The organism is Devosia sp. WQ 349K1 (genome assembly GCF_016595685.1).
Lineage (GTDB): Bacteria > Pseudomonadota > Alphaproteobacteria > Rhizobiales > Devosiaceae > Devosia.
The window spans coordinates 652,560-676,387 of sequence record NZ_JAENGO010000001.1 but is presented as its reverse complement, the minus strand read 5'-3'; the positions used below and the strand labels follow the sequence as shown (position 1 = coordinate 676,387).

General features: G+C 57.0%; 35 protein-coding genes. 32 read left to right on the top strand and 3 right to left on the bottom strand.

Translation table 11 applies throughout. The features are described from left to right. Positions 1-4: 4 nt before the first annotated feature. The gene (locus JHL21_RS03180) at positions 5-1,114 is read right to left on the bottom strand and encodes an NAD(P)-binding domain-containing protein (protein WP_200211843.1); all 1,110 of its coding nucleotides are present in this window, start codon (positions 1,112-1,114) and stop codon (positions 5-7) included. A 555-nt stretch (positions 1,115-1,669) separates the two neighbouring features. On the opposite strand from JHL21_RS03180, the gene rpsL reads away from it, so the two are divergent. From rpsL to rplQ, 31 genes are all read left to right on the top strand, one after another. Next, positions 1,670-2,041 carry a 30S ribosomal protein S12 gene (rpsL, locus tag JHL21_RS03175; RefSeq protein WP_035080811.1) on the top strand — a complete coding sequence of 124 codons (372 nt, stop codon included), beginning with the start codon at positions 1,670-1,672 and terminating at the stop codon, positions 2,039-2,041. Positions 2,042-2,055: 14 nt separating this feature from the next. Then, positions 2,056-2,526, top strand: coding sequence for a 30S ribosomal protein S7 (gene rpsG, locus JHL21_RS03170; protein ID WP_169194906.1), 471 nt, complete (start codon positions 2,056-2,058; stop codon positions 2,524-2,526). Between the two features lie 12 nt (positions 2,527-2,538). Continuing rightward, the gene (fusA, locus tag JHL21_RS03165) at positions 2,539-4,629 is read left to right on the top strand and encodes an elongation factor G (protein ID WP_169194905.1); all 2,091 of its coding nucleotides are present in this window, start codon (positions 2,539-2,541) and stop codon (positions 4,627-4,629) included. Between the two features lie 67 nt (positions 4,630-4,696). Further along, positions 4,697-5,887, top strand: coding sequence for an elongation factor Tu (gene tuf / locus JHL21_RS03160; RefSeq protein WP_169194904.1), 1,191 nt, complete (start codon positions 4,697-4,699; stop codon positions 5,885-5,887). 67 nt (positions 5,888-5,954) lie between these two features. Next, entirely contained in the window at positions 5,955-6,263 is a 309-nt protein-coding gene (gene rpsJ, locus JHL21_RS03155) for a 30S ribosomal protein S10 (protein WP_169194903.1), read from the top strand. Between the two features lie 84 nt (positions 6,264-6,347). Continuing rightward, positions 6,348-7,043 (top strand): 50S ribosomal protein L3, encoded by a 696-nt coding sequence (gene rplC / locus JHL21_RS03150; protein ID WP_169194902.1) that lies wholly within the window; start codon positions 6,348-6,350, stop codon positions 7,041-7,043. Continuing rightward, entirely contained in the window at positions 7,044-7,664 is a 621-nt protein-coding gene (gene rplD / locus JHL21_RS03145; protein ID WP_169194901.1) for a 50S ribosomal protein L4, read from the top strand. It begins immediately after the preceding gene. Then, positions 7,661-7,954, top strand: a complete 294-nt coding sequence (locus JHL21_RS03140; protein ID WP_169194900.1) for a 50S ribosomal protein L23 — start codon at positions 7,661-7,663, stop codon at positions 7,952-7,954. Before rplD ends, JHL21_RS03140 begins: the two co-directional genes overlap by 4 nt. Positions 7,955-7,970: 16 nt before the next feature. Continuing rightward, complete coding sequence (gene rplB / locus JHL21_RS03135) at positions 7,971-8,810, top strand: 50S ribosomal protein L2 (protein WP_169194899.1); 840 nt, start codon at positions 7,971-7,973, stop codon at positions 8,808-8,810. 4 nt (positions 8,811-8,814) lie between these two features. Next, on the top strand, positions 8,815-9,093 hold the full coding sequence (gene rpsS, locus JHL21_RS03130; RefSeq protein ID WP_169194898.1) for a 30S ribosomal protein S19: 279 nt from the start codon (positions 8,815-8,817) through the stop codon (positions 9,091-9,093). A 1-nt stretch (position 9,094) separates the two neighbouring features. Then, positions 9,095-9,475: a 50S ribosomal protein L22 gene (rplV, locus tag JHL21_RS03125; RefSeq protein ID WP_169194897.1), complete on the top strand. Its 381-nt coding sequence runs from the start codon at positions 9,095-9,097 to the stop codon at positions 9,473-9,475. Continuing rightward, positions 9,475-10,206 (top strand): 30S ribosomal protein S3, encoded by a 732-nt coding sequence (gene rpsC, locus JHL21_RS03120; protein ID WP_169194896.1) that lies wholly within the window; start codon positions 9,475-9,477, stop codon positions 10,204-10,206. Before rplV ends, rpsC begins: the two co-directional genes overlap by 1 nt. Before the next feature lie 15 nt (positions 10,207-10,221). Beyond that, positions 10,222-10,635, top strand: coding sequence for a 50S ribosomal protein L16 (rplP, locus tag JHL21_RS03115; RefSeq protein WP_169194895.1), 414 nt, complete (start codon positions 10,222-10,224; stop codon positions 10,633-10,635). Positions 10,636-10,647: 12 nt separating this feature from the next. Continuing rightward, positions 10,648-10,842, top strand: a complete 195-nt coding sequence (rpmC, locus tag JHL21_RS03110; protein ID WP_169194894.1) for a 50S ribosomal protein L29 — start codon at positions 10,648-10,650, stop codon at positions 10,840-10,842. Between the two features lie 12 nt (positions 10,843-10,854). After that, a complete protein-coding gene (rpsQ, locus tag JHL21_RS03105) occupies positions 10,855-11,109 on the top strand; it encodes a 30S ribosomal protein S17 (protein ID WP_169194893.1) in 255 nt (84 codons plus the stop codon). A 62-nt stretch (positions 11,110-11,171) separates the two neighbouring features. Continuing rightward, positions 11,172-11,540 (top strand): 50S ribosomal protein L14, encoded by a 369-nt coding sequence (rplN, locus tag JHL21_RS03100; protein ID WP_169194892.1) that lies wholly within the window; start codon positions 11,172-11,174, stop codon positions 11,538-11,540. Continuing rightward, entirely contained in the window at positions 11,540-11,851 is a 312-nt protein-coding gene (gene rplX, locus JHL21_RS03095) for a 50S ribosomal protein L24 (protein WP_169194891.1), read from the top strand. Before rplN ends, rplX begins: the two co-directional genes overlap by 1 nt. Then, positions 11,844-12,401: a 50S ribosomal protein L5 gene (rplE, locus tag JHL21_RS03090; RefSeq protein WP_169194890.1), complete on the top strand. Its 558-nt coding sequence runs from the start codon at positions 11,844-11,846 to the stop codon at positions 12,399-12,401. Before rplX ends, rplE begins: the two co-directional genes overlap by 8 nt. Before the next feature lie 30 nt (positions 12,402-12,431). Beyond that, on the top strand, positions 12,432-12,737 hold the full coding sequence (gene rpsN / locus JHL21_RS03085) for a 30S ribosomal protein S14 (protein WP_169194889.1): 306 nt from the start codon (positions 12,432-12,434) through the stop codon (positions 12,735-12,737). A gap of 12 nt (positions 12,738-12,749) precedes the next feature. Beyond that, complete coding sequence (rpsH, locus tag JHL21_RS03080; RefSeq protein WP_169194888.1) at positions 12,750-13,148, top strand: 30S ribosomal protein S8; 399 nt, start codon at positions 12,750-12,752, stop codon at positions 13,146-13,148. A 47-nt stretch (positions 13,149-13,195) separates the two neighbouring features. Continuing rightward, positions 13,196-13,729, top strand: coding sequence for a 50S ribosomal protein L6 (gene rplF / locus JHL21_RS03075; RefSeq protein WP_169194887.1), 534 nt, complete (start codon positions 13,196-13,198; stop codon positions 13,727-13,729). 12 nt (positions 13,730-13,741) lie between these two features. Further along, on the top strand, positions 13,742-14,104 hold the full coding sequence (gene rplR / locus JHL21_RS03070; protein ID WP_169194886.1) for a 50S ribosomal protein L18: 363 nt from the start codon (positions 13,742-13,744) through the stop codon (positions 14,102-14,104). 21 nt (positions 14,105-14,125) lie between these two features. Then, complete coding sequence (rpsE, locus tag JHL21_RS03065) at positions 14,126-14,659, top strand: 30S ribosomal protein S5 (RefSeq protein WP_169194885.1); 534 nt, start codon at positions 14,126-14,128, stop codon at positions 14,657-14,659. Between the two features lie 21 nt (positions 14,660-14,680). After that, positions 14,681-14,869, top strand: coding sequence for a 50S ribosomal protein L30 (rpmD, locus tag JHL21_RS03060; RefSeq protein WP_169194884.1), 189 nt, complete (start codon positions 14,681-14,683; stop codon positions 14,867-14,869). 18 nt (positions 14,870-14,887) lie between these two features. Then, positions 14,888-15,388, top strand: a complete 501-nt coding sequence (rplO, locus tag JHL21_RS03055) for a 50S ribosomal protein L15 (protein ID WP_169194883.1) — start codon at positions 14,888-14,890, stop codon at positions 15,386-15,388. 128 nt (positions 15,389-15,516) lie between these two features. Next, positions 15,517-16,851, top strand: a complete 1,335-nt coding sequence (secY, locus tag JHL21_RS03050; RefSeq protein ID WP_169194882.1) for a preprotein translocase subunit SecY — start codon at positions 15,517-15,519, stop codon at positions 16,849-16,851. After that, positions 16,848-17,417 (top strand): adenylate kinase, encoded by a 570-nt coding sequence (locus JHL21_RS03045; protein WP_169194881.1) that lies wholly within the window; start codon positions 16,848-16,850, stop codon positions 17,415-17,417. The genes secY and JHL21_RS03045 overlap by 4 nt, the downstream gene beginning before the upstream one ends. Positions 17,418-17,594: 177 nt before the next feature. After that, positions 17,595-17,963 (top strand): 30S ribosomal protein S13, encoded by a 369-nt coding sequence (gene rpsM / locus JHL21_RS03040; protein WP_169194880.1) that lies wholly within the window; start codon positions 17,595-17,597, stop codon positions 17,961-17,963. 128 nt (positions 17,964-18,091) lie between these two features. After that, on the top strand, positions 18,092-18,484 hold the full coding sequence (gene rpsK / locus JHL21_RS03035) for a 30S ribosomal protein S11 (protein ID WP_169194879.1): 393 nt from the start codon (positions 18,092-18,094) through the stop codon (positions 18,482-18,484). A 98-nt stretch (positions 18,485-18,582) separates the two neighbouring features. Next, positions 18,583-19,602: a DNA-directed RNA polymerase subunit alpha gene (locus JHL21_RS03030; RefSeq protein ID WP_169194878.1), complete on the top strand. Its 1,020-nt coding sequence runs from the start codon at positions 18,583-18,585 to the stop codon at positions 19,600-19,602. 32 nt (positions 19,603-19,634) lie between these two features. Further along, entirely contained in the window at positions 19,635-20,054 is a 420-nt protein-coding gene (gene rplQ, locus JHL21_RS03025) for a 50S ribosomal protein L17 (protein WP_169194877.1), read from the top strand. A gap of 109 nt (positions 20,055-20,163) precedes the next feature. On the opposite strand, the gene JHL21_RS03020 is transcribed toward rplQ, so the two are convergent. Together JHL21_RS03020 and JHL21_RS03015 are read right to left on the bottom strand one after the other, a co-directional pair. After that, positions 20,164-20,706 (bottom strand): AAA family ATPase, encoded by a 543-nt coding sequence (locus JHL21_RS03020; RefSeq protein ID WP_200211841.1) that lies wholly within the window; start codon positions 20,704-20,706, stop codon positions 20,164-20,166. 210 nt (positions 20,707-20,916) lie between these two features. Further along, the gene (locus JHL21_RS03015; protein ID WP_169194875.1) at positions 20,917-22,098 is read right to left on the bottom strand and encodes a type III PLP-dependent enzyme; all 1,182 of its coding nucleotides are present in this window, start codon (positions 22,096-22,098) and stop codon (positions 20,917-20,919) included. A 256-nt stretch (positions 22,099-22,354) separates the two neighbouring features. Here JHL21_RS03015 and JHL21_RS03010 point away from each other — a divergent pair, with 256 nt between their 5' ends. Continuing rightward, entirely contained in the window at positions 22,355-23,812 is a 1,458-nt protein-coding gene (locus JHL21_RS03010) for a Do family serine endopeptidase (protein ID WP_254081902.1), read from the top strand. Positions 23,813-23,828 lie beyond the last annotated feature (16 nt).

Sequence of the window (23,828 nt, the reverse complement as noted above, 5' to 3'; positions counted from 1 at the left end):
GAACTCAGGGGGTGGGAGGCTGCAAGCCGAGGTAGTCGGTGAGCTCGCGCGTGGCTGCGGCGCCAGCGCGGTTGGCCCCGACGGTTGACGCTGAAGGGCCATAGCCAACCAAATGAATACGGGGATCTTTGGCCACTTGGGTGGCGAGACGGCCGGTCATGATAATGCCGCCGGATTGTTCGCGCAGGTTCAGGGGCGCGAGATGGTCAAGCGCTGACTGGAAGCCGGTGCACCATAGGATGGTATCGACAGCGCGCTCTTGCCCGTCCGACCAACGCACGCCGGTCGGGGTAATCTCAGAGAACATGGGGAGGCGGTTGAGAACGCCGCGCTGCTGCATGGCTTCGATGGCGGGGGTGACGGGTAAGCCAGTCACCGATACGACGGCCTTGGGAGGAAGACCCTGACGCACGCGGTCCTCGACCATGGCGACGGCGGCGCGGCCCGCGGCTTCATCAAACGGTCCTGTACGGAAGCGCGGCGGTGTGCGGGTGACCCATGTGGTTTGAGTGACTTGCGATATCTCGTCCAGAAGCTGGATCGCTGAAATGCCGCCGCCAACGATGAGAACATGCTGGCCGATAAAGCGCTCGGCGGTTTGATAGTCCTTGGTGTGGAGCTGGGTGCCAAGGAAGGTGTCCGCGCCGGGGTAGGGTGGGATATAAGGCTTTTCCCAAGTGCCCGTGGCGTTGATGATGCCCCGGGCGGAGAGCAGGCCCCTATCTGTTTCGATACGAAAGCGCTCGCCGCGGTCGCAGACCACTTGCACTCGTATGGGGCGCACAACCTCAAGATCAAAACGGGCTTCGTAGGCCGTGTAATATGCGGGTACGGCTTGTGCAGCCTGCACCGATGGGCCGTTGGCGAAGGCGGCGAACTGCATGCCCGGCAGGTCGTGAACCCGATTGACCGTCGAGAGGGTGAGGGATGGCCAACGGTGTTGCCAAGCGCCGCCAGGGTTGGGGTTGGCGTCTAAGACATAGAAGTCGCGACGCGCCACATAGCCCATGCGGGTGAGATGATAAGCAGCACTGAGTCCAGCCTGCCCAGCGCCGATGATGACAATGTTTGTTTTTAAGGCCGTATTCGGGCTGCGGGGCAGGGGAGCGATCATAGCGACATTTGAGCGCAAATGAATTGAGAACGCGAGTGGGTCGATCGATTTTGCGCGTCAACTTTCACTCCGAGGTAACGCCTCAAGCAGGTGTGAACAGAGGCAAGAAGCGCCGGAATTGTGGATTTGTTAACCGTGGCGAAAAATTCGTTAATGTAATTTCGTGTTTGCCGCCGAACGGTTTTTACTTAATCCGTCAGGTTTCGGAAAAAGCTCTTGACCCGCCGAACCCCCGGAAACGCATAGCTTCCCTTCGAGTTGTTCAAGAAAGAATCCTTGACGGAGCGAGTCATCGGCTCTAAACAGCCCCTACCTTAGCGGTCGGTCGTGATTGTCACACCGGGTCCCTGCCACCTAGAGCGGGAATCCAGGGCAATCAAACACACTGTCGGGTATTAGACGAAGTAAATCCTTGTGCGCATGACTGCTGCCTGTAATAGGGCGGGTGGTCCTCTGCAACTGAGGCGCTGCCGCATCCTTAATGGGGTGAGGTGGGCGTCGCTTTGGTTTGCTTGTGTTGACCGTTTATAAATTTGGACCAATGGAAAGAGCGCAATGCCCACCATTAATCAGCTGATCCGCAAGCCACGCGCCAGCAAGCCAAAGCGGAACAAAGTTCCCGCCATGGAAGCGAACCCGCAGAAGCGTGGCGTTTGCTCCCGTGTGTACACGACGACCCCAAAGAAGCCGAACTCGGCACTGCGTAAGGTTGCCAAGGTACGTCTCACCAACCAGCGCGAAGTGATCTCCTACATTCCGGGCGAAGGTCACAACCTGCAGGAGCACTCTGTTGTTCTGATCCGTGGCGGCCGCGTACGCGACTTGCCAGGTGTTCGTTACCACGTGCTTCGCGGTGTTCTTGATACGCAGAGTGTCAAGGATCGTAAGCAACGCCGTTCGAAGTACGGCGCGAAGCGTCCGAAGTAAGGAGTATTTGAGTCATGTCCCGTCGCCACCGTGCAGAGAAGCGTGACGTTATTCCGGACCCAAAGTTCGGTGATCTCGTCGTCTCCAAGTTCATGAATTACCTGATGCTCGACGGCAAGAAGTCCGCCGCCGAATCCATCGTCTACGGTGCTTTTGACATCGTAGAAACCAAGACCAAGCAGGATCCAGTCACCGTGTTCCACGGCGCTCTGGACAACATCCGTCCGGCTGTTGAAGTTCGTTCGCGTCGCGTTGGCGGTGCTACGTACCAGGTTCCTGTCGAAGTTCGTGCTGACCGTCAGCAGGCTCTGGCCATTCGTTGGCTCATCGAGTCCGCTCGTAAGCGCGGCGAAAACACCATGCGTGAGCGTCTTTCCGGCGAACTCATGGATGCTATGAACGGCCGTGGTCAGGCCGTTAAGAAGCGCGAAGACACGCACCGTATGGCTGACGCCAACCGTGCATTCTCGCACTACCGCTGGTAGTAGGAACCGATTATGGCACGTACCACTCCGATCAATCTGTACCGTAACTTCGGCATCATGGCTCACATCGATGCTGGCAAGACCACTACGACTGAACGCATCCTGTATTACACTGGCAAGAACCATAAGATGGGTGAAACCCACGATGGCGCTTCGACCATGGACTGGATGGAGCAGGAGCAGGAACGCGGCATCACCATCACTTCCGCAGCGACCACGACTTCGTGGACCTCGCGTGATGGCGTGCAGCACCGCTTCAACATCATCGACACCCCCGGCCACGTTGACTTCACCATTGAAGTAGAACGTTCGCTGCGCGTGCTCGACGGTGCTGTTGCTCTGCTCGATGCGAACGCTGGTGTTGAACCTCAGACTGAAACCGTTTGGCGCCAGGCTGACAAGTACAACGTTCCACGTCTCATCTTCGTCAACAAGATGGACAAGATCGGCGCAGACTTCTACCGCTGCCTCGAAATGATCGGTTCGCGTCTCGGTGCCAAGGGCGTCGCGGCTCAGCTGCCAATCGGCGCTGAAACCGAGTTCAAGGGTGTTGTCGATCTCATCGAGATGAAGGCACTCGTCTGGCAGAACGAAGAACTCGGCGCTGCCTGGGACGTTCTTGAGATCCCAGCGGATCTGAAGGACAAGGCTGTCGAATACCGCGAAAAGCTGATCGAAGCTGCCGTCGAAATGGACGATGCAGCAATGGAAGCGTATCTGAACGGTGAAACACCGGACAACGATACCATCCGTCGTCTGCTTCGCCGTGGCGTTATCGATGCGAAGTTCTTCCTCGTTTTTGCTGGCTCTGCCTTCAAGAACAAGGGCGTTCAGCCGCTCCTCGATGGCGTTATCGACTTCCTGCCAGCTCCGACCGACGTTCCTGCTATCCAGGGTATCGACGCGAAGACTGAAGAGCCAATCGAACGTCACGCTGACGACAACGAGCCGCTCTCCATGCTGGCGTTCAAGATCGCCAACGACCCGCACATGGGTTCGCTGACTTTCTGCCGCATCTATTCGGGTCACCTCGAAGCTGGCATTCAGCTGGAAAACACCGTGAAGGGCAAGCGCGAACGCGTTGGCCGCATGTTCCAGATGCACGCAAACAGCCGCGAGCAGATCACTGAAGCTTACGCAGGCGATATCGTTGCTATCGTTGGTCTCAAGGACACCACCACTGGTGATACCCTGACCCCAGCGAACGCACAGGTTATCCTTGAACGCATGATCTTCCCGGATCCGGTTATCGACATCTCCGTCGAGCCAAAGTCCAAGGCCGACCAGGAAAAGATGGGCCTCGCCCTGAACCGCCTGGCGGCTGAAGATCCATCGTTCCGCGTTAAGACCGACGAAGAATCGGGCCAGACGATCATTTCGGGTATGGGTGAACTTCACCTTGATATTCTCGTCGATCGTATGAAGCGTGAATTCAAGGTCGAAGCGAACATCGGTCAGCCGCAGGTTGCGTATCGTGAAACGATCACGCGCAAGTCGGACAAGGACTACAGCCACAAGAAGCAGTCTGGTGGTTCGGGTCAGTTCGCTCGTATCAAGTTCACTGTTGAACCCGGTGAAGTTGGCAAGGGCTTCGAGTTCGTGAACTCGATCGTCGGTGGTGCTATTCCTCGCGAATACATCCCAGGCGTTCAGAAGGGCATGGAATCGGTCATGGGCGCAGGCCCGCTGATCGGCTTCCCAGTGGTTGACGTTAAGGTCACTCTGACCGACGGCGCATACCACGACGTTGACTCGTCTGTTCTCGCGTTCGAAATCGCCGGCCGTGCAGGTCTGCGTGAAGCGCTTCGTGAAGCTGGTCCGAAGATTCTCGAACCAATCATGAAGGTTGAAGTTGTCACGCCAGACGACTACATGGGTGACGTAATCGGCGACTTGAATTCTCGTCGTGGTCAGATCCAGGGCACTGAAAGCCGTGGTGTCGTCCAGGTCGTGAACGCGTTTGTTCCGCTCGCGAATATGTTCGGCTATGTGAACTCGCTGCGCTCTATGAGCCAGGGTCGTGCACAGTACAGCATGGTGTTCGATCACTACGAACAGGTTCCGCAGGCGGTTGCCGACGAAGTCCAGGCCAAGTACGCCTAAAACCAGCGCAAGCTAACTAATCTCAACTTTAAGTCGGCGATTGCGCTGACAATTTTGGAGAAAATCGATGGGTAAGGAAAAATTTTCCCGCTCCAAGCCGCATTGCAACATCGGCACCATTGGTCACGTTGACCACGGCAAGACCTCGCTGACCGCAGCGATCACCAAGGTTTTGGCTGAATCCGGCGGCGCAGCGTTCAAGGACTATGCGTCGATCGACAGCGCGCCAGAAGAAAAGGCACGCGGTATCACCATCAACACTTCGCACGTTGAATACGAAACCGCGAACCGCCACTACGCACACGTCGACTGCCCAGGCCACGCTGACTATGTTAAGAACATGATCACCGGCGCTGCTCAGATGGACGGCGCGATCCTGGTTGTGTCGGCTGCTGACGGCCCAATGCCTCAGACTCGCGAACACATCCTGCTCGCTCGCCAGGTTGGCGTTCCAGCACTGGTCGTGTTCCTGAACAAGTGCGACATGGTTGACGACGCTGAACTGCTCGAACTCGTCGAAATGGAAGTTCGTGAACTTCTTTCTTCGTACGAATTCCCAGGCGACGACATCCCAGTCATCAAGGGCTCGGCTCTCGCAGCTCTCGAAGACAGCAACAAGGCTCTCGGCCATGACGCTGTTCTCGAACTGATGGCCGCTGTTGACGCGTACATCCCACAGCCAGAACGTCCAGTTGACCAGCCGTTCCTGCTCCCGATCGAAGACGTGTTCTCGATCTCGGGTCGCGGTACTGTTGTGACCGGTCGTGTTGAACGTGGTATCGTCAAGGTTGGCGAAGAAGTCGAAATCGTCGGCATCAAGGCAACCCAGAAGACCACCGTTACTGGCGTTGAAATGTTCCGCAAGCTGCTCGACTCCGGTCAGGCAGGCGACAACGTTGGCGCGCTGATCCGTGGTATCGACCGCACTCAGGTTGAGCGCGGCCAGGTTCTCTGCAAGCCAGGTTCCGTACAGCCACACACCGACTTCACTGCTGAGGTTTACATCCTCACCAAGGAAGAAGGCGGTCGCCACACCCCGTTCTTCGGTAACTACCGTCCTCAGTTCTACTTCCGTACAACCGACGTGACCGGCATTGTTACCCTTCCAGAAGGCACCGAAATGGTGATGCCTGGGGATAACCTGAATATCAACGTTCAGCTTATCGTTCCGATCGCTATGGAAGAGAAGCTCCGCTTCGCTATCCGTGAAGGCGGCCGTACTGTTGGTTCGGGCGTCGTAGCTACGATCCTGAAGTAAGAACAATTTGACACTCGCGGCGCGTGCTTTGTTGCGCGCCGCGATCCTTTTTGTCAGGATTTAAAAGATGAACGGTCAGAATATTCGCATTCGCCTCAAGGCGTTTGACCATCGCGTGCTCGATACGTCGACTCGTGAAATCGTCAACACCGCCAAGCGTACGGGTGCTCAGGTTCGCGGTCCAATCCCGCTGCCGACCCACATCGACAAGTTCACCGTGAACCGCTCGCCGCACATCGATAAGAAGTCGCGTGAGCAGTTTGAGATTCGTACCCACAAGCGTTTGCTTGACATTGTGGATCCGACCCCTCAAACGGTCGATGCGTTGATGAAGCTTGACCTCGCCGCCGGCGTCGACGTCGAAATCAAGCTCTAAAGCATACAAGTTTCCGCGCCTGCCGTTAAAAGGGTCCTCTGAAACCATGACCCGGCAGCGCGCCAATTGAAAAGGTAAGAACCTATGCGTTCTGGATTGATCGCACAGAAGCTGGGCATGACCCGCATCTTTGCAGAGGACGGATCCCACGTCCCTGTAACGGTGCTGAGCCTGCAAAACTGCCAGGTGGTAGCTCAGCGGACCGCCGAGAAGGATGGCTACGTAGCCCTGCAGCTCGGCGCCGGCCAGGCAAAGGCCAAGAACGTCAGCAAGGCCGAACGTGGCCAGTATGCTGTCGCTAAGGTTGAGCCGAAGCGTCGCGTCGCGGAATTCCGCGTTGACGCTGATAACCTCATCGAGGTTGGTGCAACTCTTAAGGCCGATCACTTTGCCGAAGGTCAGCTGGTCGACGTGACCGGTACCTCTATCGGTAAGGGCTTTGCCGGCGGTATGAAGCGCTGGAATTTTGGCGGTCTTCGTGCGTCGCACGGTGTGTCTGTCTCTCACCGCTCGATCGGTTCGACCGGTCAGCGTCAGGACCCAGGCCGTACCTTCAAGAATAAGAAGATGCCGGGCCACATGGGCGACCGTCGCATCACCACTCAGAACCTCACTGTTGTGAAGACCGACGTAGAACGTGGTCTGATCATGGTTCAGGGTTCTGTTCCGGGCTCCAAGGGTGCTTGGATCATGGTCAAGGACGCCGTCAAGAAGCCGGCTCCCGCGAACGTTGCCCTTCCGGGTTCGTTCGAAGCCGCTGCTGCGGGGGAATCGAAGTAAATGGAACTCCAGGTAACCACTCTCGACGGTAAGTCCGCAGGCAAGGTTGAACTTCAGGACGCCGTGTTCGGCCTTGAAGTCCGTGCTGACCTTCTTCACCGTATGGTTCGCTACCAGCAGCTTAAGGCTATGGCTGGCACCCACGACGTCAAGAACCGCTCTGAAGGTGCACTGACCGGTAAGAAGTTTGTAAAGCAGAAGGGTTCTGGCGGCGCTCGTCACGGCGACCGTAAGGCTCCTCAGTTCCGTGGTGGCGGCCGTGCATTCGGTCCAACTCCGCGTAGCCATGCTATCGATCTTCCAAAGAAGGTCCGTGCTTTGGCTCTCAAGCATGCTCTCTCGGCTAAGGCTGCTGCAGGCTCGCTGATCGTTCTCGACAGCGTTGCACAGGCTCAGGCAAAGACTGCTGCTCTGCGCACCACTTTCGGCAAGCTGGAATGGCTTAACGCTCTGATCATCGACGGTGCAACCGTTGACCAGAACTTCGCTCTTGCTGCTCGCAACATCCCAAATATCGACGTGCTGCCGGTGCAGGGGATCAACGTTGTTTCGATCCTGAAGCGTGACAAGCTCGTCCTCACCAAGGCAGCGCTTGAAGCGCTCGAAGCGAGGTTCGCATGAACAAGCTTGCCGCTTACGACATTATCCGCAACCCAGTCGTGACGGAAAAGTCGACCATGGCTTCTGAAGCCAACCAGGTCGTTTTCGATGTTGCTATTGACGCGAACAAGACTGAGATCAAGGCAGCTGTTGAACAGCTTTTCTCGGTCAAGGTGAAGGCTGTTAACACTTTGGTCCGCAAGGGCAAGGTAAAGCGCTTCCGTGGTCGTGTTGGTGTTCGCAACGACGTCAAGAAGGCAGTTGTGACCCTGGCCGAAGGTCAGTCGATCGACATCTCGACCGGCCTCTAAGGGATAAGAGACAAAAATGGCTCTAAAGACTTACAATCCCACCTCTGAAGGCCGTCGTACGCTTGTTACGACTGATCGTTCGGAACTGTGGAAGGGTGCACCGGTCAAGGCTTTGACCGAAGGCCTCAGCAAATCCGGTGGTCGTAATAACACCGGCCGCATCACTGCTTTCCACCGTGGTGGTGGTCACAAGCGCTCGTACCGTTTGATCGATTTCAAGCGCGTTAAGTTCGACGCAGTCGGGACCGTAGAACGTCTCGAATACGATCCGAACCGTACCGCTTGGATCGCTCTGATCAAGTACGAAGACGGCGAACTGGCTTACATCGTTGCTCCACAGCGTCTTGCTGCTGGCGACAAGGTTGTATCGTCCATGAACGCAGTCGACGTGAAGCCAGGCAATGCAATGCCGCTCGAGCGCATGCCGGTCGGCACCATTGTGCACAACATCGAACTGAAGCCTCGCAAGGGTGGTCAGGTCGCTCGTTCTGCTGGCGCCTATGCTCAGTACGTTGGCCGTGACTCCGGTTGGGCGATCCTTCGCCTGAACTCGGGTGAACAGCGTCGCGTTCACGGCACTTGCCTTGCGACCGTTGGTGCTGTGTCCAACCAGGACCACGCTAACACCTCGCTCGGTAAGGCAGGTCGCAACCGTTGGCTCGGCCGCAAGCCAGTCAACCGTGGTGTTACCATGAACCCGGTCGACCACCCACATGGTGGTGGTGAAGGCCGTACCTCTGGTGGCCGTCACCCGGTTTCTCCGTGGGGCAAGCCAACTAAGGGCAAGCGTACGCGTACCAACAAGGCAACGGACCAGTTTATCGTTCGTAGCCGTCACGTGAAGAAGGGCAGGTAACAACATGACCCGTTCGATTTGGAAGGGGCCGTTCGTAGACGGTTACCTGCTCAAGAAGGCCGAGAAGGCTGCGTCATCTGGTCGCCACGAAGTGGTGAAGATTTGGTCGCGTCGCTCGACGATCCTGCCGCAGTTCGTGGGTATCACGTTCGGCGTTCACAATGGTCAGAAGCACGTCCCAGTCCTCGTGACTGAAGACATGATTGGCCACAAGTTCGGTGAATTCGCGCCGACCCGTACCTACTACGGTCACGCGGCCGACAAGAAGGCCAAGAGGAAGTAAGATGAGCAAGCCAAAGACTGAGCGCGCTCTCAAGGATAACGAGGCTAAGGCTGTACTGCGCATGCTGCGTATCAGCCCTCAGAAGCTGAACCTCGTCGCGCAGTTGATCCGTGGTAAGAAGGTAGAGCGTGCTCTGTCCGACCTCGAGTTCAGCCACAAGCGTATCGCCGGCCAGGTGAAGAAGGTGCTGGAAAGCGCCATCGCCAACGCTGAAAACAACCACGGTCTCGACAGCGACGCTCTCGTTGTTGCCGAAGCCTTCGTCGGTAACTCGCTGGTTATGAAGCGCTTCCACGCTCGTGGTCGCGGCAAGTCGGCTCGTGTTGAGAAGCCATTCTCGCACCTGACGATCGTCGTCCGTCAAGTTGAGGAGGCCGCATAATGGGTCAGAAGATCAATCCAATCGGCTTCCGCCTCGGTATCAACCGCACTTGGGACAGCCGCTGGTACGCAAACCGTGGTGAGTACGGCACGCTTCTTCAGGAAGACCTGAAGATTCGTTCCATGCTCATGGAAGAGCTCAAGGCAGCTGCGGTTTCCAAGATCGTTATCGAACGCCCGCACCGTAAGTGCCGCGTGTCGATCCACACTGCCCGTCCAGGCATTGTGATCGGCAAGAAGGGCGCAGACATCGACAAGATCCGCGCCAAGGTGAAGAAGTTCACCGATAGCGAAGTGCACATCAACATCGTTGAAGTGCGCAAGCCGGAAACCGACGCGACTCTGGTTGCTCAGGGCATTGCCCAGCAGCTCGAGCGCCGTGTGGCATTCCGTCGCGCTATGAAGCGTGCGGTTCAGACAGCGATCCGTATGGGCGCTGGTGGTATCCGCGTTAACGTTGGTGGTCGTCTTGGTGGCGCCGATATCGCTCGTACCGAATGGTACCGCGAAGGCCGTGTTCCACTGCACACCCTCCGTGCTGACATCGACTACGGTACTGCAGAAGCCGCAACCACTTACGGCATCATCGGTATCAAGGTCTGGGTCTTCAAGGGCGAAGTCCTTGAGCATGATCCGTCGGCTCACGAGCGTCGCGCTACCGAAGGTGGCGAAGGTGCTGGTCAGCGTTCTCCACGCCATGAGCGTGGCGACCGCGATCGCGAACGCGCATAAGAAGGTTAGTTCATTATGCTGCAACCAAAGAGAACTAAGTTCCGCAAGGCCCACAAGGGCCGTATCCATGGCGAAGCCAAGGGCGGTACCACCCTCGCATTCGGTCAGTACGCACTGAAGGCCACTGAGCCAGAACGTGTTACTGCTCGTCAGATCGAAGCTGCGCGTCGCGCGATCACTCGCGAAATGAAGCGTCAGGGTCGTGTTTGGATCCGTATTTTCCCGGATCTGCCTGTTTCCAAGAAGCCTACCGAAGTCCGTATGGGTAAGGGTAAGGGCTCCGTGGAGTACTGGGCTGCACGTGTAAAACCTGGTCGTATCGTTTTTGAGATTGACGGCGTACCAGAAGACGTTGCAAAGGAGGCACTTCGCCTCGGTGCAATGAAGCTGCCGATCACCACGCGTATCGTTACGCGTATTGCTGACTAAGGAACACGAGTGATGAATTCCAGTGATGTGCGGGCCAAAACCGCAGACGAACTGAAAGACCAGCTCGTCGACCTTAAGAAAGAACAGTTCAACCTGCGTTTCCAGCGTGCTACCCAGCAACTGGAAAAGCCGGCTCGGGTGAAGGAAGTCCGTCGCGATATCGCGCGGATCAAAACCATCCTCGCCGAAAAGAACGCAGCTAAGTAAGGAATAAAACCCATGCCAAAGCGCGTTTTGCAGGGGACTGTGGTCTCCGACGCCAATGACAAGACCATCGTGGTTCGTGTCGAGCGCCGTTTCACGCACCCGGTTATGAAAAAGACCGTGCGTCGTTCCAAGAAGTACCATGCTCACGACGAAAACAACGTCGCGAAAATCGGTCAGATCGTTTGGATCGAAGAAACTGCGCCGATCAGCAAGAACAAGCGTTGGGCTCTGGTCCAGGATAACGCTTCTTCTTCCGTGTCTGCGTAAGAGAAACAATAGGTCGGCGCACCGTTTAGCGGTGCTGCCGACAAACTAGAAGGCATCCAGTCATGATCCAGATGCAGTCCAACCTCGACGTCGCCGATAATTCCGGCGCCAAGCGAGTAATGTGCATCAAGGTGCTGGGCGGTTCGCATCGCAAGTACGCCTCGGTCGGCGACATTATTGTCGTTTCGGTCAAGGACGCTATTCCGCGTGGCCGCGTTAAGAAGGGCCAGGTAATGAAGGCTGTGGTCGTTCGCACCGCAACCGACATCCGTCGCCCAGATGGCACCGTCATCCGTTTCGACAAGAACGCCGCAGTTCTTCTGAACAATCAGAAAGAACCAATCGGCACCCGTATCTTCGGACCAGTTCCGCGTGAACTTCGCGCTAAGAACCAAATGAAGATCATCTCGCTCGCCCCAGAGGTGCTGTAATGGCCGCCAAGATTAAGAAGGGCGACAAGGTAGTCGTCCTTGCAGGTAAGGATAAGGGTAAGACCGGTTCGGTCTTGCAGATCTTCCCGACCGAAAACCGTGCGCTCGTACAGGGTATCAACCTTGTACGTCGCCACCAGAAGCAGACTGCTACGCAGGACTCCGGTATCTTCTCGAAAGAAGCACCGATCCACCTGTCGAACCTTGCAGTTGCAGACGCGAATGGTAAGCCAACCCGTGTTGGTTTCCAGATCACCGATGGCGTGAAGACCCGCGTTGCTAAGACCACCGGAGATGCGATCAATGGCTGAGACCGTTTACGTTCCGCGCCTGCGCACCCAGTATGACGAATCGATCAAGCCCGAGCTGCTCAAGCAGTTCGAGTACAAGAACGTCATGCAGCTTCCGCGCCTGGAAAAGATCGTCCTGAACATGGGCGTTGGTGAAGCCGTTGCTGACACCAAGAAGGTGAAGTCCGCTGCTGAGCAGATGGAACTCATCGCTGGTCAGAAGCCAATCATCACCTACGCTCGCAAGTCGATTGCAGGCTTCAAGGTACGTGAAAACATGCCGCTGGGCGTGAAGGTTACCCTTCGTGGCGTCCGCATGTATGAATTCATGGACCGCCTGGTAAACATCGCTTTGCCTCGCGTTCGCGACTTCCGTGGCCTCAACCCGAACGCCTTTGATGGCCGTGGCAACTACGCCATGGGTATCAAGGAACACATCATCTTCCCAGAAATTAACTATGATCAGATCGATCAGGTTTGGGGTATGGATATCGTGGTTTGCACCACAGCCCGTACAGATGATGAAGCGCGTGCGCTTCTTAAGGCTTTCAACTTCCCATTCCGCGCGTAAGCGGATAGGGAAGGGATAGAGGATCAGGATATGGCAAAGACCAGTTCCATTGAAAAGAACAAGAAGCGCGCAGTTCTGGCCGCTCAGTATGCCGATAAGCGCGCTGCGCTGAAGGCAACTGTGATGAACCAGGAAACGCCGATTGAAGAACGCTTCAAGGCTAGCTTGAAGCTCGCTGAACTTCCACGCAACTCGGCTCAGATCCGCGTTCGCAACCGTTGTGAAGTGTCGGGCCGTCCGCGCGCTTACTACCGCAAGCTCAAGATGAGCCGTATTGCCCTGCGTCAGCTGGGCAACCTGGGTCTCATCCCGGGTCTGGTAAAGTCGAGCTGGTAAGGAGAAACTAAGATGAGCTTTTCCGATCCAATCGGCGATATGCTGACCCGTATCCGGAACGCACAAATGCGTCGCCGGAACACCGTAACGACCCCAGCGTCGACCCTCCGTGGTCGTGTGCTGGACGTTCTTCAGTCCGAGGGCTTTATTCGCGGCTACTCGGAAACCAAGTTCGAAAACGGCGCTGCCGAATACGAAATTGAACTGAAGTATTCTGACAATGAAGGCGTTATCCGCACCATCGAACGCGTGTCGCGTCCGGGCCGTCGCGTTTACGCCTCCGTCAAGAATATTCCACAGGTTGCTAATGGCCTCGGCGTGTCGATCCTCTCCACCCCTAAGGGTGTGATGGCCGACCACGAAGCTAAGGCTGCCAATGTGGGTGGCGAGGTACTCTGCCGCGTCTTCTAAGCCATTTGGCTTAGAAGTACGGTAAGACGATTACTCAAGGAAAGAATATGTCACGTACTGGCAAGAAACCGGTGGCCCCGGTTAGCGGTGTTACGGTAACGATCGATGGTCGTACCGTGTCCGCAAAGGGCCCGAAGGGCGAACTGAGCCTCCAGCTCATGGATATCGTCAACGTAGAGCAGGGCGACGACGGTATCTCCGTTGTTCCTGCAAATGATAGCCGTTTTGCTCGCGCTGCCTGGGGCACCACACGCGCGCTGATCCAGAACATGGTCACCGGTGTGAGCGCAGGCTTCGAAAAGAAGTTGGCAATTCAAGGCGTGGGTTACCGCGCCGCGATGCAGGGCAAGGACGTTAAGCTCTCGCTCGGTTTCAGCCACGAAGTGATTTATAACGCTCCTGAAGGCATCACGCTTGCGGTGCCGGTTCCGACGGAAATCGTCGTAACTGGCATCGATAAGCAGGCTGTTGGCCAGGTTGCGGCTGAGATCCGCAGCTGGCGTCCCCCTGAGCCCTACAAGGGCAAGGGCGTGCGTTACGCTGGCGAGCAGGTCTTCCGCAAAGAAGGCAAGAAGAAGTAAGGAGCGCCACCTATGGCTATTTCTGCAAAGGGTGCGGACCGCCGCAAGGCTCGTGTCCGCAAGGCGCTCAAGGCTCGTGCCTTCGGTCGCCCACGTCTGTCGGTTTTCCGTTCAGGCAAGAATATGTACGCACAGATCATCGACGACGCAGCTGGCCGCACACTCGCTGCAGCTTCGACGCTCGACAAGGACGTTCGTGCAACCATCACCAACGGTGGTACAGCCGAAGCCGCTGCTGCAATTGGCAAGCTGATTGCTGAGCGCGGTTCGAAGGCTGGCGTGACCGAAGTGGTGTTCGACCGCGGCGCCTACATCTATCACGGCCGTGTTAAGGCCCTTGCAGACGCTGCCCGTGAGGGCGGTCTGCAGTTCTAATACGGCGAGGAAGAGAAGATTATGAGCAGAGACGTTCAAGAACGCGAAAGCGAGTTCGTCGATCGCCTGGTCCACATCAACCGTGTGGCTAAGGTAGTGAAGGGCGGCCGTCGCTTCGGTTTCGCTGCCCTCGTCGTAGTTGGTGACCAGAAGGGTCGCGTTGGGTTCGGTCACGGTAAGGCCCGTGAAGTTCCTGAAGCAATCCGTAAGGCAACCGAACAGGCTAAGCGCCAGATGATCCGCGTGCCGCTCCGCGACGCACGTACGCTCCATCACGATGTTACCGGTCGCCACGGCGCTGGTAAGGTGATCCTGCGTGCAGCCGTTCCGGGTACTGGTATCATCGCCGGTGGTCCAATGCGTGCGGTTTTCGAAACGCTTGGTATCAACGACATCGTTGCTAAGTCGCAGGGTACGGCTAACCCGTACAACATGGTTCGTGCTACTTTCGATGCGCTCAAGCGCGTTGATAGCCCACGTTCCGTGGCTGCCCGTCGCGGCCTTAAGGTTTCGGAACTGCAAGCTCGCCGCGGCGAAGCTTCGGTCGAAGCGTAAGACCGGCCAGGAGACACAACTATGGCCAATCAAAAGACCATTATCGTGAAGCAGGTTGGTTCGCCAATCCGCCGCGAAAAGAGCCAGCGCGCGACCCTTATCGGTCTCGGGCTGAACAAGATGAACAAGCAGCGCGAGCTCATTGATACGCCAGAAGTACGTGGCATGATCAATAAGGTCGGGCACCTCGTCCGCGTCGTCGGCGAGTAAGAGAAGGTCGGTAGAACAATGACTCGTTTGAACGAACTTCGCGACAACCCAGGTGCAAACAAGGTCCGCGTTCGCGTGGGCCGTGGCATCGGTTCGGGCGTTGGTAAGACCGGCGGCCGTGGCGGCAAGGGCCAGACTGCACGTTCTGGTGTTGCGATCAACGGCTTCGAAGGCGGCCAGATGCCCCTTCACATGCGTATGCCAAAGCGTGGCTTCAATGCTTGGAATCCTTCGGATTTCAACGAAGTCCGCATTGACCGCATCCAGGCCTACATCGACTCTGGCAAGCTTGATGCCAAGGCAGTTATCGACTCGGCAGCTCTGATTGCTGCTGGCGTTATCCGCCGCGCTAAGGACGGTGTCCGTCTGATCGGCGCAGAAGGCTTCAAGGCTTCCAAGGCTACCTTCAAGGTGGATTATGCAACCAAGGGCGCTGCCGCAGCTATCGAAGCTGCTGGTGGCAAGATTGAGCTGATCCCAGTGAAGGAAACCTGGAAGAAGCCAGCACGCACTGTCTAATCCAGTCAGTGAGCGCACCCGGTCGTGAGGCCGGGTGCGCTTTTTTGGTTTGTTGCGTCTGGGCGGCAATTTAGTATGCTCCTTAGGCGCTCCGAGCGCACTTGGCATTCAAGCCATAGGAGCGGTATATGGCGTCCGCAGCCGAACAGCTGGCACGTAATTTAAGTTTCTCGACCTTTTCGAAGGCCAAGGCCCTGCAGCAGCGCATCTGGTTCACACTGGGAGCGCTGCTTATTTATCGTTTGGGCACCTTCATTCCTGTTCCAGGTATTGACCCTGACGCTTTCCGCGCGACTTTTGAACAGTCGCAGCAGGGCATCATCGGCATGTTCAACATGTTCTCCGGTGGTGCTGTTGAGCGTATGGCAATTTTCGCCCTCAACCTGATTCCTTACATCACTGCTTCGATCGTTGTGCAGGTGGTTGCGACCGCTTCGCCGCGTCTCGAAGCGCTGAAGAAGGAAGGGGAGGCGGGGCGCCGCAAGATGAACCAGTACACCCGCTATTTGGCGGTGTTGTTCTGCGCTGTTCAGGCATACGGCCTTGCCGTTGGCCTGGAAGGCAGCCAGGGCGTGGTTCTCAATCCAGGCTGGTTCTTCCGCATCTCGACCGTGATCACCCTTGTTGGTGGCACCATGTTCCTGATGTGGCTGGGCGAGCAGATGACCTCGCGCGGTGTCGGTAACGGCATTTCGCTGATCATCTTTGCTGGTATCGTGGCAAACTTGCCTTCGACTATCGCTCAGACCCTCGAGTTGAGCCGTACAGGCGCTCTGCCAGCCTTCGCAGGCATCGGCATGCTGCTTCTGGCTCTCGTCGTGATCGCAATCATCGTGTTCTTTGAACGCGCTCAGCGCCGCTTGCTGATCCAGTATCCCAAGCGTCAGGTTGGCAATAAGCTGTTCCAGGGCGATACTTCGCACCTGCCGCTTAAGCTCAACACCGCTGGTGTGATTCCCGTGATCTTCGGTTCTTCGCTGCTGCTGCTGCCGACGACAATCGCGTCGTTTGCGGCTCAGGGCGACGCTCCAGGGTGGCTGACAACCGTCACTGCGCTACTAGGCCGCGGGCAACCGCTGTATATGGCGCTATTTGCCTTCTTGATCATCTTCTTCGCTTTCTTCTACACGGCGATAGTGTTCAACCCCACCGAGACGGCTGACAACCTCAAGCGTTCAGGTGGCTTCATTCCGGGCATTCGTCCGGGTGAACGGACTGCGGCTCATATCGACTATGTGTTGACCCGCATCACCGTGGCTGGCGCACTGTACTTAACCTTCGTGGCCCTGTTGCCAGAAGTGTTCTTCAGCCAGCTGGCCGTCAGCCAGTTTATCGGCGGAACATCGCTTCTGATCATGGTCACGGTGACTTTGGATACGGTTACCCAGATCCAGAGCCATTTGGTTGCCCAGCAATATGAAGGGCTTTTGAAAAAGTCCCGTCTCGGAGGTAAGCGTCGATGAGATTGATTCTTCTGGGGCCGCCGGGAGCAGGGAAGGGGACACAGGCTAAGATTCTCGTAGAATCTTACGGTATCCCTCAGCTCTCTACTGGCGACATCCTGCGCGCGGCTATTGCCGCGCAAACCCCTCTTGGCCTCGAAGCTAAAGCAGTGGTTGACCGTGGTGATCTCGTCTCTGATGCGATTGTGAACGGTATTGTTTCCGAGCGTATCGATGCAGAGGACTGCAAGTCGGGGTTCGTCCTCGATGGCTTCCCGCGCACGATTGCTCAGGCTGAAGCGCTTGATCAGATGCTGGCAGACAAGGGTATTGCTCTTGATGCTGTTGTTGAGATCAAGGCAGAGGCTGACGAACTGGTAAAGCGTGTTATCAATCGCGCTAAGGAATCGGGCGGCGCCCGTGCAGACGACAACGAAGAGGTTCTTCGCAATCGTCTGGGCGTCTATGCTGAACAGACAGCCCCTTTGGTGAAGTATTACACCGCTAAGGGTCTGCTGAAGGCTGTCGATGGTATGGAACCGGTTGACCAGGTCACCGGAGCCATTAAAACGGCACTCGGTAAGTAATTCCTAAGGCCGGGCAGGGCAGTTGACTCTGGCCGGTCTTATCCTTAAAGAACCGCATCAGTCTCATGGATCAATGGGCTGGATTCGGTTCCTCGCAATCGTTGGGGGTCGAAATCCGGTCCCTTGTTGTTTAAAGGCACCCGCCGTGACGGCGCGTGTGAATGAAGGAGAGCAGACGTGGCTCGTATTGCTGGCGTCAATATCCCGACCAACAAGCGCGTTGTTATCGCGCTGCAGTATATTCACGGTATTGGCGCTAAGTTCGCTACCGATATCTGCACGTCGGTTAATATCCCGGCTGAACGCCGTGTTAATGAGCTGAGCGACGCTGAAGTAATTCAGATTCGTGAAGCTATCGATCGCGAGTACATCGTGGAAGGCGACCTTCGCCGTTCCGTAGCGATGAACATCAAGCGTCTTATGGACCTTGGTAACTACCGTGGTCTGCGTCACCGTCGTGGCCTTCCGGTCCGTGGTCAGCGCACCCACACCAACGCTCGTACCCGTAAGGGTCCAGCGAAGCCGATCGCAGGCAAGAAGAAGTAATTACCGCGTCCGCATAAGCGGAACGGTGTTGGAATTTGGAGGGGCGGGCAAACCTGGGAGGTTTGGGCCGCTACTTCCATGGTGGAGCTGCTGGTATTACGGCAGCGCCGATACCCAAGAGGACCTTTATGGCAAAAGCTGAAGTCGCGCGCGTCCGTCGCAAAGAGCGCAAGAACATCACCTCTGGCGTCGCTCACGTGAACGCCTCGTTCAATAACACGATGGTTACCATCGCTGACATGCAGGGTAACACGATTTCGTGGTCCTCCTCGGGCGTGATGGGTTTCAAGGGTTCGCGTAAGTCGACCCCATATGCTGCTCAGGTAGCTGCAGAAGACGCTGCAAAGAAGGCTCAGGAACACGGCATGAAGACCCTTGAGGTCGAAGTTCGTGGTCCAGGTTCAGGCCGTGAATCGGCCCTGCGCGCTCTGCAGGCTGCAGGCTTCAACGTAACGTCGATCCGCGACGTAACGTCGATCCCGCACAACGGCTGCCGTCCGCGTAAGCGTCGTCGCGTCTAATTACACCATTGGAAAGCTGCCGGCCTTTTCGGGTCGGCAGTTCTATTGTGTTTGCGGCGGAGCGGCTCTAGCGGCCGCTAATTTGAAAGGACCATACCGTGACGATCCAGAGGAACTGGCAGGAACTGATCAAGCCGACCAAGCTGGACATTGTTTCGGGCAGCGACAACGCGCGCGTGGCCTCGGTAGTTGCCGAGCCGCTTGAGCGCGGTTACGGCCTCACCCTTGGCAATGCTCTGCGTCGCGTGCTGCTGTCGTCTCTTCAGGGTGCGGCTGTTACCGCCATCCAGATCGACGGCATCCTGCACGAATTCTCGTCCTTGCCGGGCGTGCGTGAGGACATCACTGACCTCGTGCTCAACGTCAAGGAAATCGCCCTGAAGATGGGTGGTGAAGGCCCTAAGCGCCTCACTCTCACACGTCAGGGCCCGGGTGCTGTTACCGCAGGTGACATCAAGGTATCCGGTGATATCGAAGTGCTGAACCCAGAGCTGGTTATTTGCCACCTCGACGACGGCGCTGAGATCAACATCGAGTTCACCGTTAACACCGGCAAGGGCTATGTCCCAGCCGACAAGAATCGTCCTGAAGACGCTCCAATTGGGTACATCCCAGTTGACGCTCTCTTCTCGCCGGTTCGCCGTGTGAGCTATAAGGTTGATGCTACCCGTGCGGGCGAAAGCCTCGACAAGGACAAGCTGACCCTGCAGGTCGAAACCAATGGTGCAGTGTCGCCGGAAGATGCAGTGGCTTATGCCGCCCGCATTCTCCAGGACCAGCTCTCGGTCTTCGTCAACTTCGAAGAGCCAAGCAAGGAAAAGGCCCAGGACACTGTTCCAGAACTCGCCTTCAACCCTGCATTGCTCAAGAAGGTCGACGAGCTCGAGCTGTCGGTTCGTTCGGCAAACTGCCTCAAGAACGACAACATCGTTTATATCGGCGACCTCATCCAGAAGACGGAAGCCGAAATGCTTCGTACGCCGAACTTCGGTCGTAAGTCGCTCAATGAAATCAAGGAAGTCCTGGCACAGATGGGGCTTCATCTCGGGATGGACGTGCCAAATTGGCCGCCCGAGAATATCGATGACCTCGCTAAGCGCTACGAAGATCATTATTGATCCGGCGCTGCCACGATTTTTAGGAGACCACCATGCGCCACGGTAATTCCGGCCGCAAGTTTAGCCGCACTTCTTCTCACCGTAAGGCCATGTTCGCAAACATGGCTGCTGCGTTGATCAAGCACGAACAGATCGTCACCACCCTTCCAAAGGCGAAGGATCTGCGTCCGATCGTAGAAAAGCTGATCACCCTCGGCAAGCGCGGTGACCTGCACGCTCGTCGTCAGGCAATCGCTCAGATCCGTGACGAAGGTCAGGTTCAGAAGCTCTTCTCGACCCTCGGCCCACGTTATGCTGAGCGTCAGGGCGGTTACATCCGCATTCTGAAGGCTGGCTTCCGCTACGGCGACAATGCTCCGCTCGCAGTCATCGAATTCGTTGACCGCGACGTCAATGCAAAGGGTCTGGACTCCGGTCCATCCTTCGCATCTGATGAATCGGAAGCAGCATAATTCATTGAGCCTTAGGCTCAGCGAATAAGCTCTTTGAAACCGACCTCAGGAAACTGGGGTCGGTTTTTTGTTTTTTGGCTTTCGGTGCAGGGGCTTTGGGGGAGTGTTCTTACGCGTGAGGGTTGCGTAAGCCCCAAGCGCGGTAGAGCGCGTTGGTTTCAGCGGTGTTGCGGGTGAGAACATGGGGTTTGCCGCTGGCGCTGACCCAGGCCCGTACCTCGGGGCTGTTGTTACGCGTTGTCCATAACCACCGAAACATTTCGAGCGTTAGCTTGTCCTGATTGCCTTCGAGACCGCCGGGGCGGTCCTTTTGGAACACAGTGCGCCAGACGTAACGCCAATTGCGGGTGAGATAGCTTTCGTCGAGCACGATGATCCCAGTGGTGCGGGGTAGGCGGACCGGGAAGTGAGCGGAGTAGCTGCCGTCCATGACCCAGCCCTCGAGTGCGGCCGCTTCGTCATGGAGCGCTTTGAACTCGGCGTCGGGCCGTTGCTCATACATGGTGTTGGGCAAATGGCGATAGCGATCGAGGTGGATGGCCGGTACCTCGAGCGTGTTTGCGAGCGCGACGGTGAAGGTCGATTTTCCCGCGTTGGTGGGGCCAAGGATCATGATGCGATTTCCGAAATCGGATAGGGGCGGGATGTGCATCGGTTCTCTCGCGACTTTTGAGCGGATAGGTTAGCGGGTCAGGTGGTTGAGCGCCACTGGTGAGAGTGGAGTTCCATAAGGCGACGGCAGGTCGGCGCAGAGGGGTCTGGGGCAAAGCCCGGGGTGGCGGGTGGTGGGGGTGCGACGTGTAAAGCAAAACGCCCTCGGTTTCCCAAGGGCGTTTTGTAATTTGGCGAAGGATAAAAATCCTTATTCGGCTGGAGCCATGTCCTTGCCGGTGTAGATCTCGTCGACCCAGTATTGGTCGCGGCGATCGAAGCCGTTGAATGGGGTGAGGGAGGCCTGGGTGTAGGCGCCCATCAGACCGAATTCGATCCAATCGTCTTCATCGATATCCGCCGGCAAGGTGAAGACCTGTGGGAGAACGTCATAGCTATCGCAGGTTGGGCCCCAGATGGTGAATTCGGAGAATTCGCCATTGTTGTCGTGGACACGTGGGCCGCGCCAGACGCGCAGTGGTGGTGTGAAGTGCATGAACTTCACTTCCATCAGCGAGCCATAGGCACCGTCGTTGACGTACACAGCCTGACCGCCGCGCTGATGTTTTACGCGCAGCAGGAGCGAGGTCGAGGAAGTGACGAGGGCGCGACCGGGTTCGATGATCAGCTCAGGCTTGGTCTTGCCGAAGTGATCGGAGACGGCCTGGCTGATGGTGTCGAAGTAGTGGCTCATCGGAGGCGCTTCGCTGGTCGGGTAGGGGGCTGGGTAGCCGCCGCCGATGTTGAGGCGCTTGAGTTCGATGCCAGCTTCTTCGACGATCCGCGATGCTGCTGCAATGTGGCGCTCATAGGCGTAAGCGTCTTCACACTGGCTGCCGACGTGGAAGCACAGGCTTGGTGTGTAGCCCATCTTTTCGACGGCCTGCACGATTTCTGCTGCGCCCTGTTCCATGACGCCAAACTTGATGCCGAAGTCATAGGACTTCAGCGCCTTGCCGGCCTTGAAACGAGTGGTCACTTCAACGTCGCGGCTTGGGCCGACGACGGAGGCGAGCTGGTCGAGCTGCTGTGGGTGGTCGATGGTGAAAGAGCGAACGCCGAACTCTTCATAAGCGCGGGCGATTTCGCGCTTGTTCTTGATCGGGTTGTTGTAGTGCATGACGGCACCCGGCGCGTAATCGCGCACGAGTTCCATTTCGGTGTTCGAGGCAACGTCGAACGCCTTCAGGCCTTCAGCATGCAGCTGGGCAATGATGTGTGGGGAAGGGTTGCACTTAACGGCATAGGTGAGAAGGCCGTCAAAGCCCTTCTTGAAGACCTTTACGGCCTTGTGGAACTCCCGCTCCGAGAAAAGAAATGAGGGATAATCCGGTGCCTCAGCCGCAATCAGTGCGGAGGTGTTGGCGTACACGGTCTTCGGCTCGTCGGTCATTGGACAACAGGCCTTTCGGGGCTGGAGTTATGAAAGGGTCACAACGTTTCCGAGGGTGGTAAAGCTCCCGGTTTCCTCGATGGAAACTTATGAAATGAGCGCTGCATATAGGACCGCTTGCCCCCGGGCGCAAACGATAATTTCGTCCTCGAAACAACAATGTTTAAAGGTCATTTTCATGACAGAATTACGAGGCCTTTTAGGGGGATAGATTAGCTCAGGTTTGACCTTGAGTTTTGATTCCGAGGAATCCGGTATGTCATTGCGCAATCTCATGTTTTCGTCAGTCGCTGTGGTCGGTGTTGCGGTCGCGGCAAGCCTTGGTTTTGCGGGTTTGCACAGTGGTGCGCCCAGTGTGGCGCAGGAAAGCGGGGCCGCACTTCGGGCGGTGCCACAGTCGCAAGCGGCAGTGCAGTTGTCGTTTGCGCCGATTGTTCAGGCTGCATCACCCTCGGTGGTGAACGTTTATGCGACGCGCATTGAGCAGCAATTGGCTTCGCCTTTTGCGTCCGATCCGTTTTTCTCGCGCTTCTTCGGGCAGAATTTCTTCGAGACACGGCCTCGCGAATCTCAATCGCTCGGTTCGGGGGTGATCGTGGGCGAGGGCGGGGTGATCCTGACCAATGTCCACGTCATCAAGGGCGCGACCGATGTGCGGATTTCGCTCAGCGATGGGCGCGAGTTCGCGGTTGATGTTGTGGTTCAGGATGAACAGACGGACCTTGCTGTGTTGAAGGTTCGGGATACGGCTGGGGTGGAATTCCCAGCGCTCGAGTTTGCAGACAGTGATGATCTGCTGGTTGGGGATCTGGTACTGGCCATCGGGAACCCGTTTGGCGTTGGGCAGACGGTGACGAGCGGTATTGTTTCTGGCTTGGCGCGGACCGGCGTTGATGTGTCGGACTATGAGTTTTTCATCCAGACGGATGCGGCGATCAATCCGGGGAACTCGGGCGGGGCGCTGGTCGACATGGATGGGCGCTTGGTGGGGATCAATACGGCGATCTACACGCGCTCCGGTGGTTCGGTGGGTATCGGCTTTGCCATTCCCGCGAATATGGCACGTGTGGTCGCTGACGCGGGCGCTGTGGGTGGGGAGATTATCCGGCCCTGGTTCGGTGCAAAACTGCAGAAGGTGACCGCCGATATTGCGCAGAGCCTGGCTATGGATACGCCGTATGGTGCGATGATTACGGAGACGGCGCCGAGCGGTCCGGCGGCGCGCGCGGACTTCCGTCCGGGCGATGTTATCCTGTCTATCGATGGGTTGCGCGTTGAGGACCCTGCAGCATTCAATTTCCGGCTGGCCACGCGGCCTCTCGGCGAGACTGTGCAGCTGGAGCGGTTGCGTGGCGGGGTGAATGAGACGGTGAACTTCTTGGTTGAGAGTGCGCCGCAGACCGATGCCAATAGCGTGGCAACGATCGACGCCAATAGCCGCTTCTCAGGCATTACTGTGCGTCAGCTCGACCCGGCACTGGCGGAAGCCAAGGGGCTGGCCTATGACGCGCAGGGGATCATGGTGACCGAGGTGGTTCGCGGCTCGCCTGCTGACGCGATGGGACTGCAAGTGGACGACATTATTCTGGAGCTCAATGAGGTTCAGATGACGGATGCGGCCAGCTTTGCGCAAATGGCATCGCAGCGGACGCGGACATGGCAGATTATTCTTCAGCGTGATGGTCGGGTCAGCCGTTTCATCGTGAGCGGCTAGTGAAAGCTTGAAGGGA

Coding starts and splice junctions, on each gene's coding strand:
- JHL21_RS03180 (WP_200211843.1), bottom strand. CDS start 1,114: ATGATCGCTCCCCTGCCCCGCAGCCCGAATACGGCCTTAAAAACAAAC.
- rpsL (WP_035080811.1), top strand. CDS start 1,670: ATGCCCACCATTAATCAGCTGATCCGCAAGCCACGCGCCAGCAAGCCA.
- rpsG (WP_169194906.1), top strand. CDS start 2,056: ATGTCCCGTCGCCACCGTGCAGAGAAGCGTGACGTTATTCCGGACCCA.
- fusA (WP_169194905.1), top strand. CDS start 2,539: ATGGCACGTACCACTCCGATCAATCTGTACCGTAACTTCGGCATCATG.
- tuf (WP_169194904.1), top strand. CDS start 4,697: ATGGGTAAGGAAAAATTTTCCCGCTCCAAGCCGCATTGCAACATCGGC.
- rpsJ (WP_169194903.1), top strand. CDS start 5,955: ATGAACGGTCAGAATATTCGCATTCGCCTCAAGGCGTTTGACCATCGC.
- rplC (WP_169194902.1), top strand. CDS start 6,348: ATGCGTTCTGGATTGATCGCACAGAAGCTGGGCATGACCCGCATCTTT.
- rplD (WP_169194901.1), top strand. CDS start 7,044: ATGGAACTCCAGGTAACCACTCTCGACGGTAAGTCCGCAGGCAAGGTT.
- JHL21_RS03140 (WP_169194900.1), top strand. CDS start 7,661: ATGAACAAGCTTGCCGCTTACGACATTATCCGCAACCCAGTCGTGACG.
- rplB (WP_169194899.1), top strand. CDS start 7,971: ATGGCTCTAAAGACTTACAATCCCACCTCTGAAGGCCGTCGTACGCTT.
- rpsS (WP_169194898.1), top strand. CDS start 8,815: ATGACCCGTTCGATTTGGAAGGGGCCGTTCGTAGACGGTTACCTGCTC.
- rplV (WP_169194897.1), top strand. CDS start 9,095: ATGAGCAAGCCAAAGACTGAGCGCGCTCTCAAGGATAACGAGGCTAAG.
- rpsC (WP_169194896.1), top strand. CDS start 9,475: ATGGGTCAGAAGATCAATCCAATCGGCTTCCGCCTCGGTATCAACCGC.
- rplP (WP_169194895.1), top strand. CDS start 10,222: ATGCTGCAACCAAAGAGAACTAAGTTCCGCAAGGCCCACAAGGGCCGT.
- rpmC (WP_169194894.1), top strand. CDS start 10,648: ATGAATTCCAGTGATGTGCGGGCCAAAACCGCAGACGAACTGAAAGAC.
- rpsQ (WP_169194893.1), top strand. CDS start 10,855: ATGCCAAAGCGCGTTTTGCAGGGGACTGTGGTCTCCGACGCCAATGAC.
- rplN (WP_169194892.1), top strand. CDS start 11,172: ATGATCCAGATGCAGTCCAACCTCGACGTCGCCGATAATTCCGGCGCC.
- rplX (WP_169194891.1), top strand. CDS start 11,540: ATGGCCGCCAAGATTAAGAAGGGCGACAAGGTAGTCGTCCTTGCAGGT.
- rplE (WP_169194890.1), top strand. CDS start 11,844: ATGGCTGAGACCGTTTACGTTCCGCGCCTGCGCACCCAGTATGACGAA.
- rpsN (WP_169194889.1), top strand. CDS start 12,432: ATGGCAAAGACCAGTTCCATTGAAAAGAACAAGAAGCGCGCAGTTCTG.
- rpsH (WP_169194888.1), top strand. CDS start 12,750: ATGAGCTTTTCCGATCCAATCGGCGATATGCTGACCCGTATCCGGAAC.
- rplF (WP_169194887.1), top strand. CDS start 13,196: ATGTCACGTACTGGCAAGAAACCGGTGGCCCCGGTTAGCGGTGTTACG.
- rplR (WP_169194886.1), top strand. CDS start 13,742: ATGGCTATTTCTGCAAAGGGTGCGGACCGCCGCAAGGCTCGTGTCCGC.
- rpsE (WP_169194885.1), top strand. CDS start 14,126: ATGAGCAGAGACGTTCAAGAACGCGAAAGCGAGTTCGTCGATCGCCTG.
- rpmD (WP_169194884.1), top strand. CDS start 14,681: ATGGCCAATCAAAAGACCATTATCGTGAAGCAGGTTGGTTCGCCAATC.
- rplO (WP_169194883.1), top strand. CDS start 14,888: ATGACTCGTTTGAACGAACTTCGCGACAACCCAGGTGCAAACAAGGTC.
- secY (WP_169194882.1), top strand. CDS start 15,517: ATGGCGTCCGCAGCCGAACAGCTGGCACGTAATTTAAGTTTCTCGACC.
- JHL21_RS03045 (WP_169194881.1), top strand. CDS start 16,848: ATGAGATTGATTCTTCTGGGGCCGCCGGGAGCAGGGAAGGGGACACAG.
- rpsK (WP_169194879.1), top strand. CDS start 18,092: ATGGCAAAAGCTGAAGTCGCGCGCGTCCGTCGCAAAGAGCGCAAGAAC.
- rplQ (WP_169194877.1), top strand. CDS start 19,635: ATGCGCCACGGTAATTCCGGCCGCAAGTTTAGCCGCACTTCTTCTCAC.
- JHL21_RS03020 (WP_200211841.1), bottom strand. CDS start 20,706: ATGCACATCCCGCCCCTATCCGATTTCGGAAATCGCATCATGATCCTT.
- JHL21_RS03015 (WP_169194875.1), bottom strand. CDS start 22,098: ATGACCGACGAGCCGAAGACCGTGTACGCCAACACCTCCGCACTGATT.
- JHL21_RS03010 (WP_254081902.1), top strand. CDS start 22,355: ATGTCATTGCGCAATCTCATGTTTTCGTCAGTCGCTGTGGTCGGTGTT.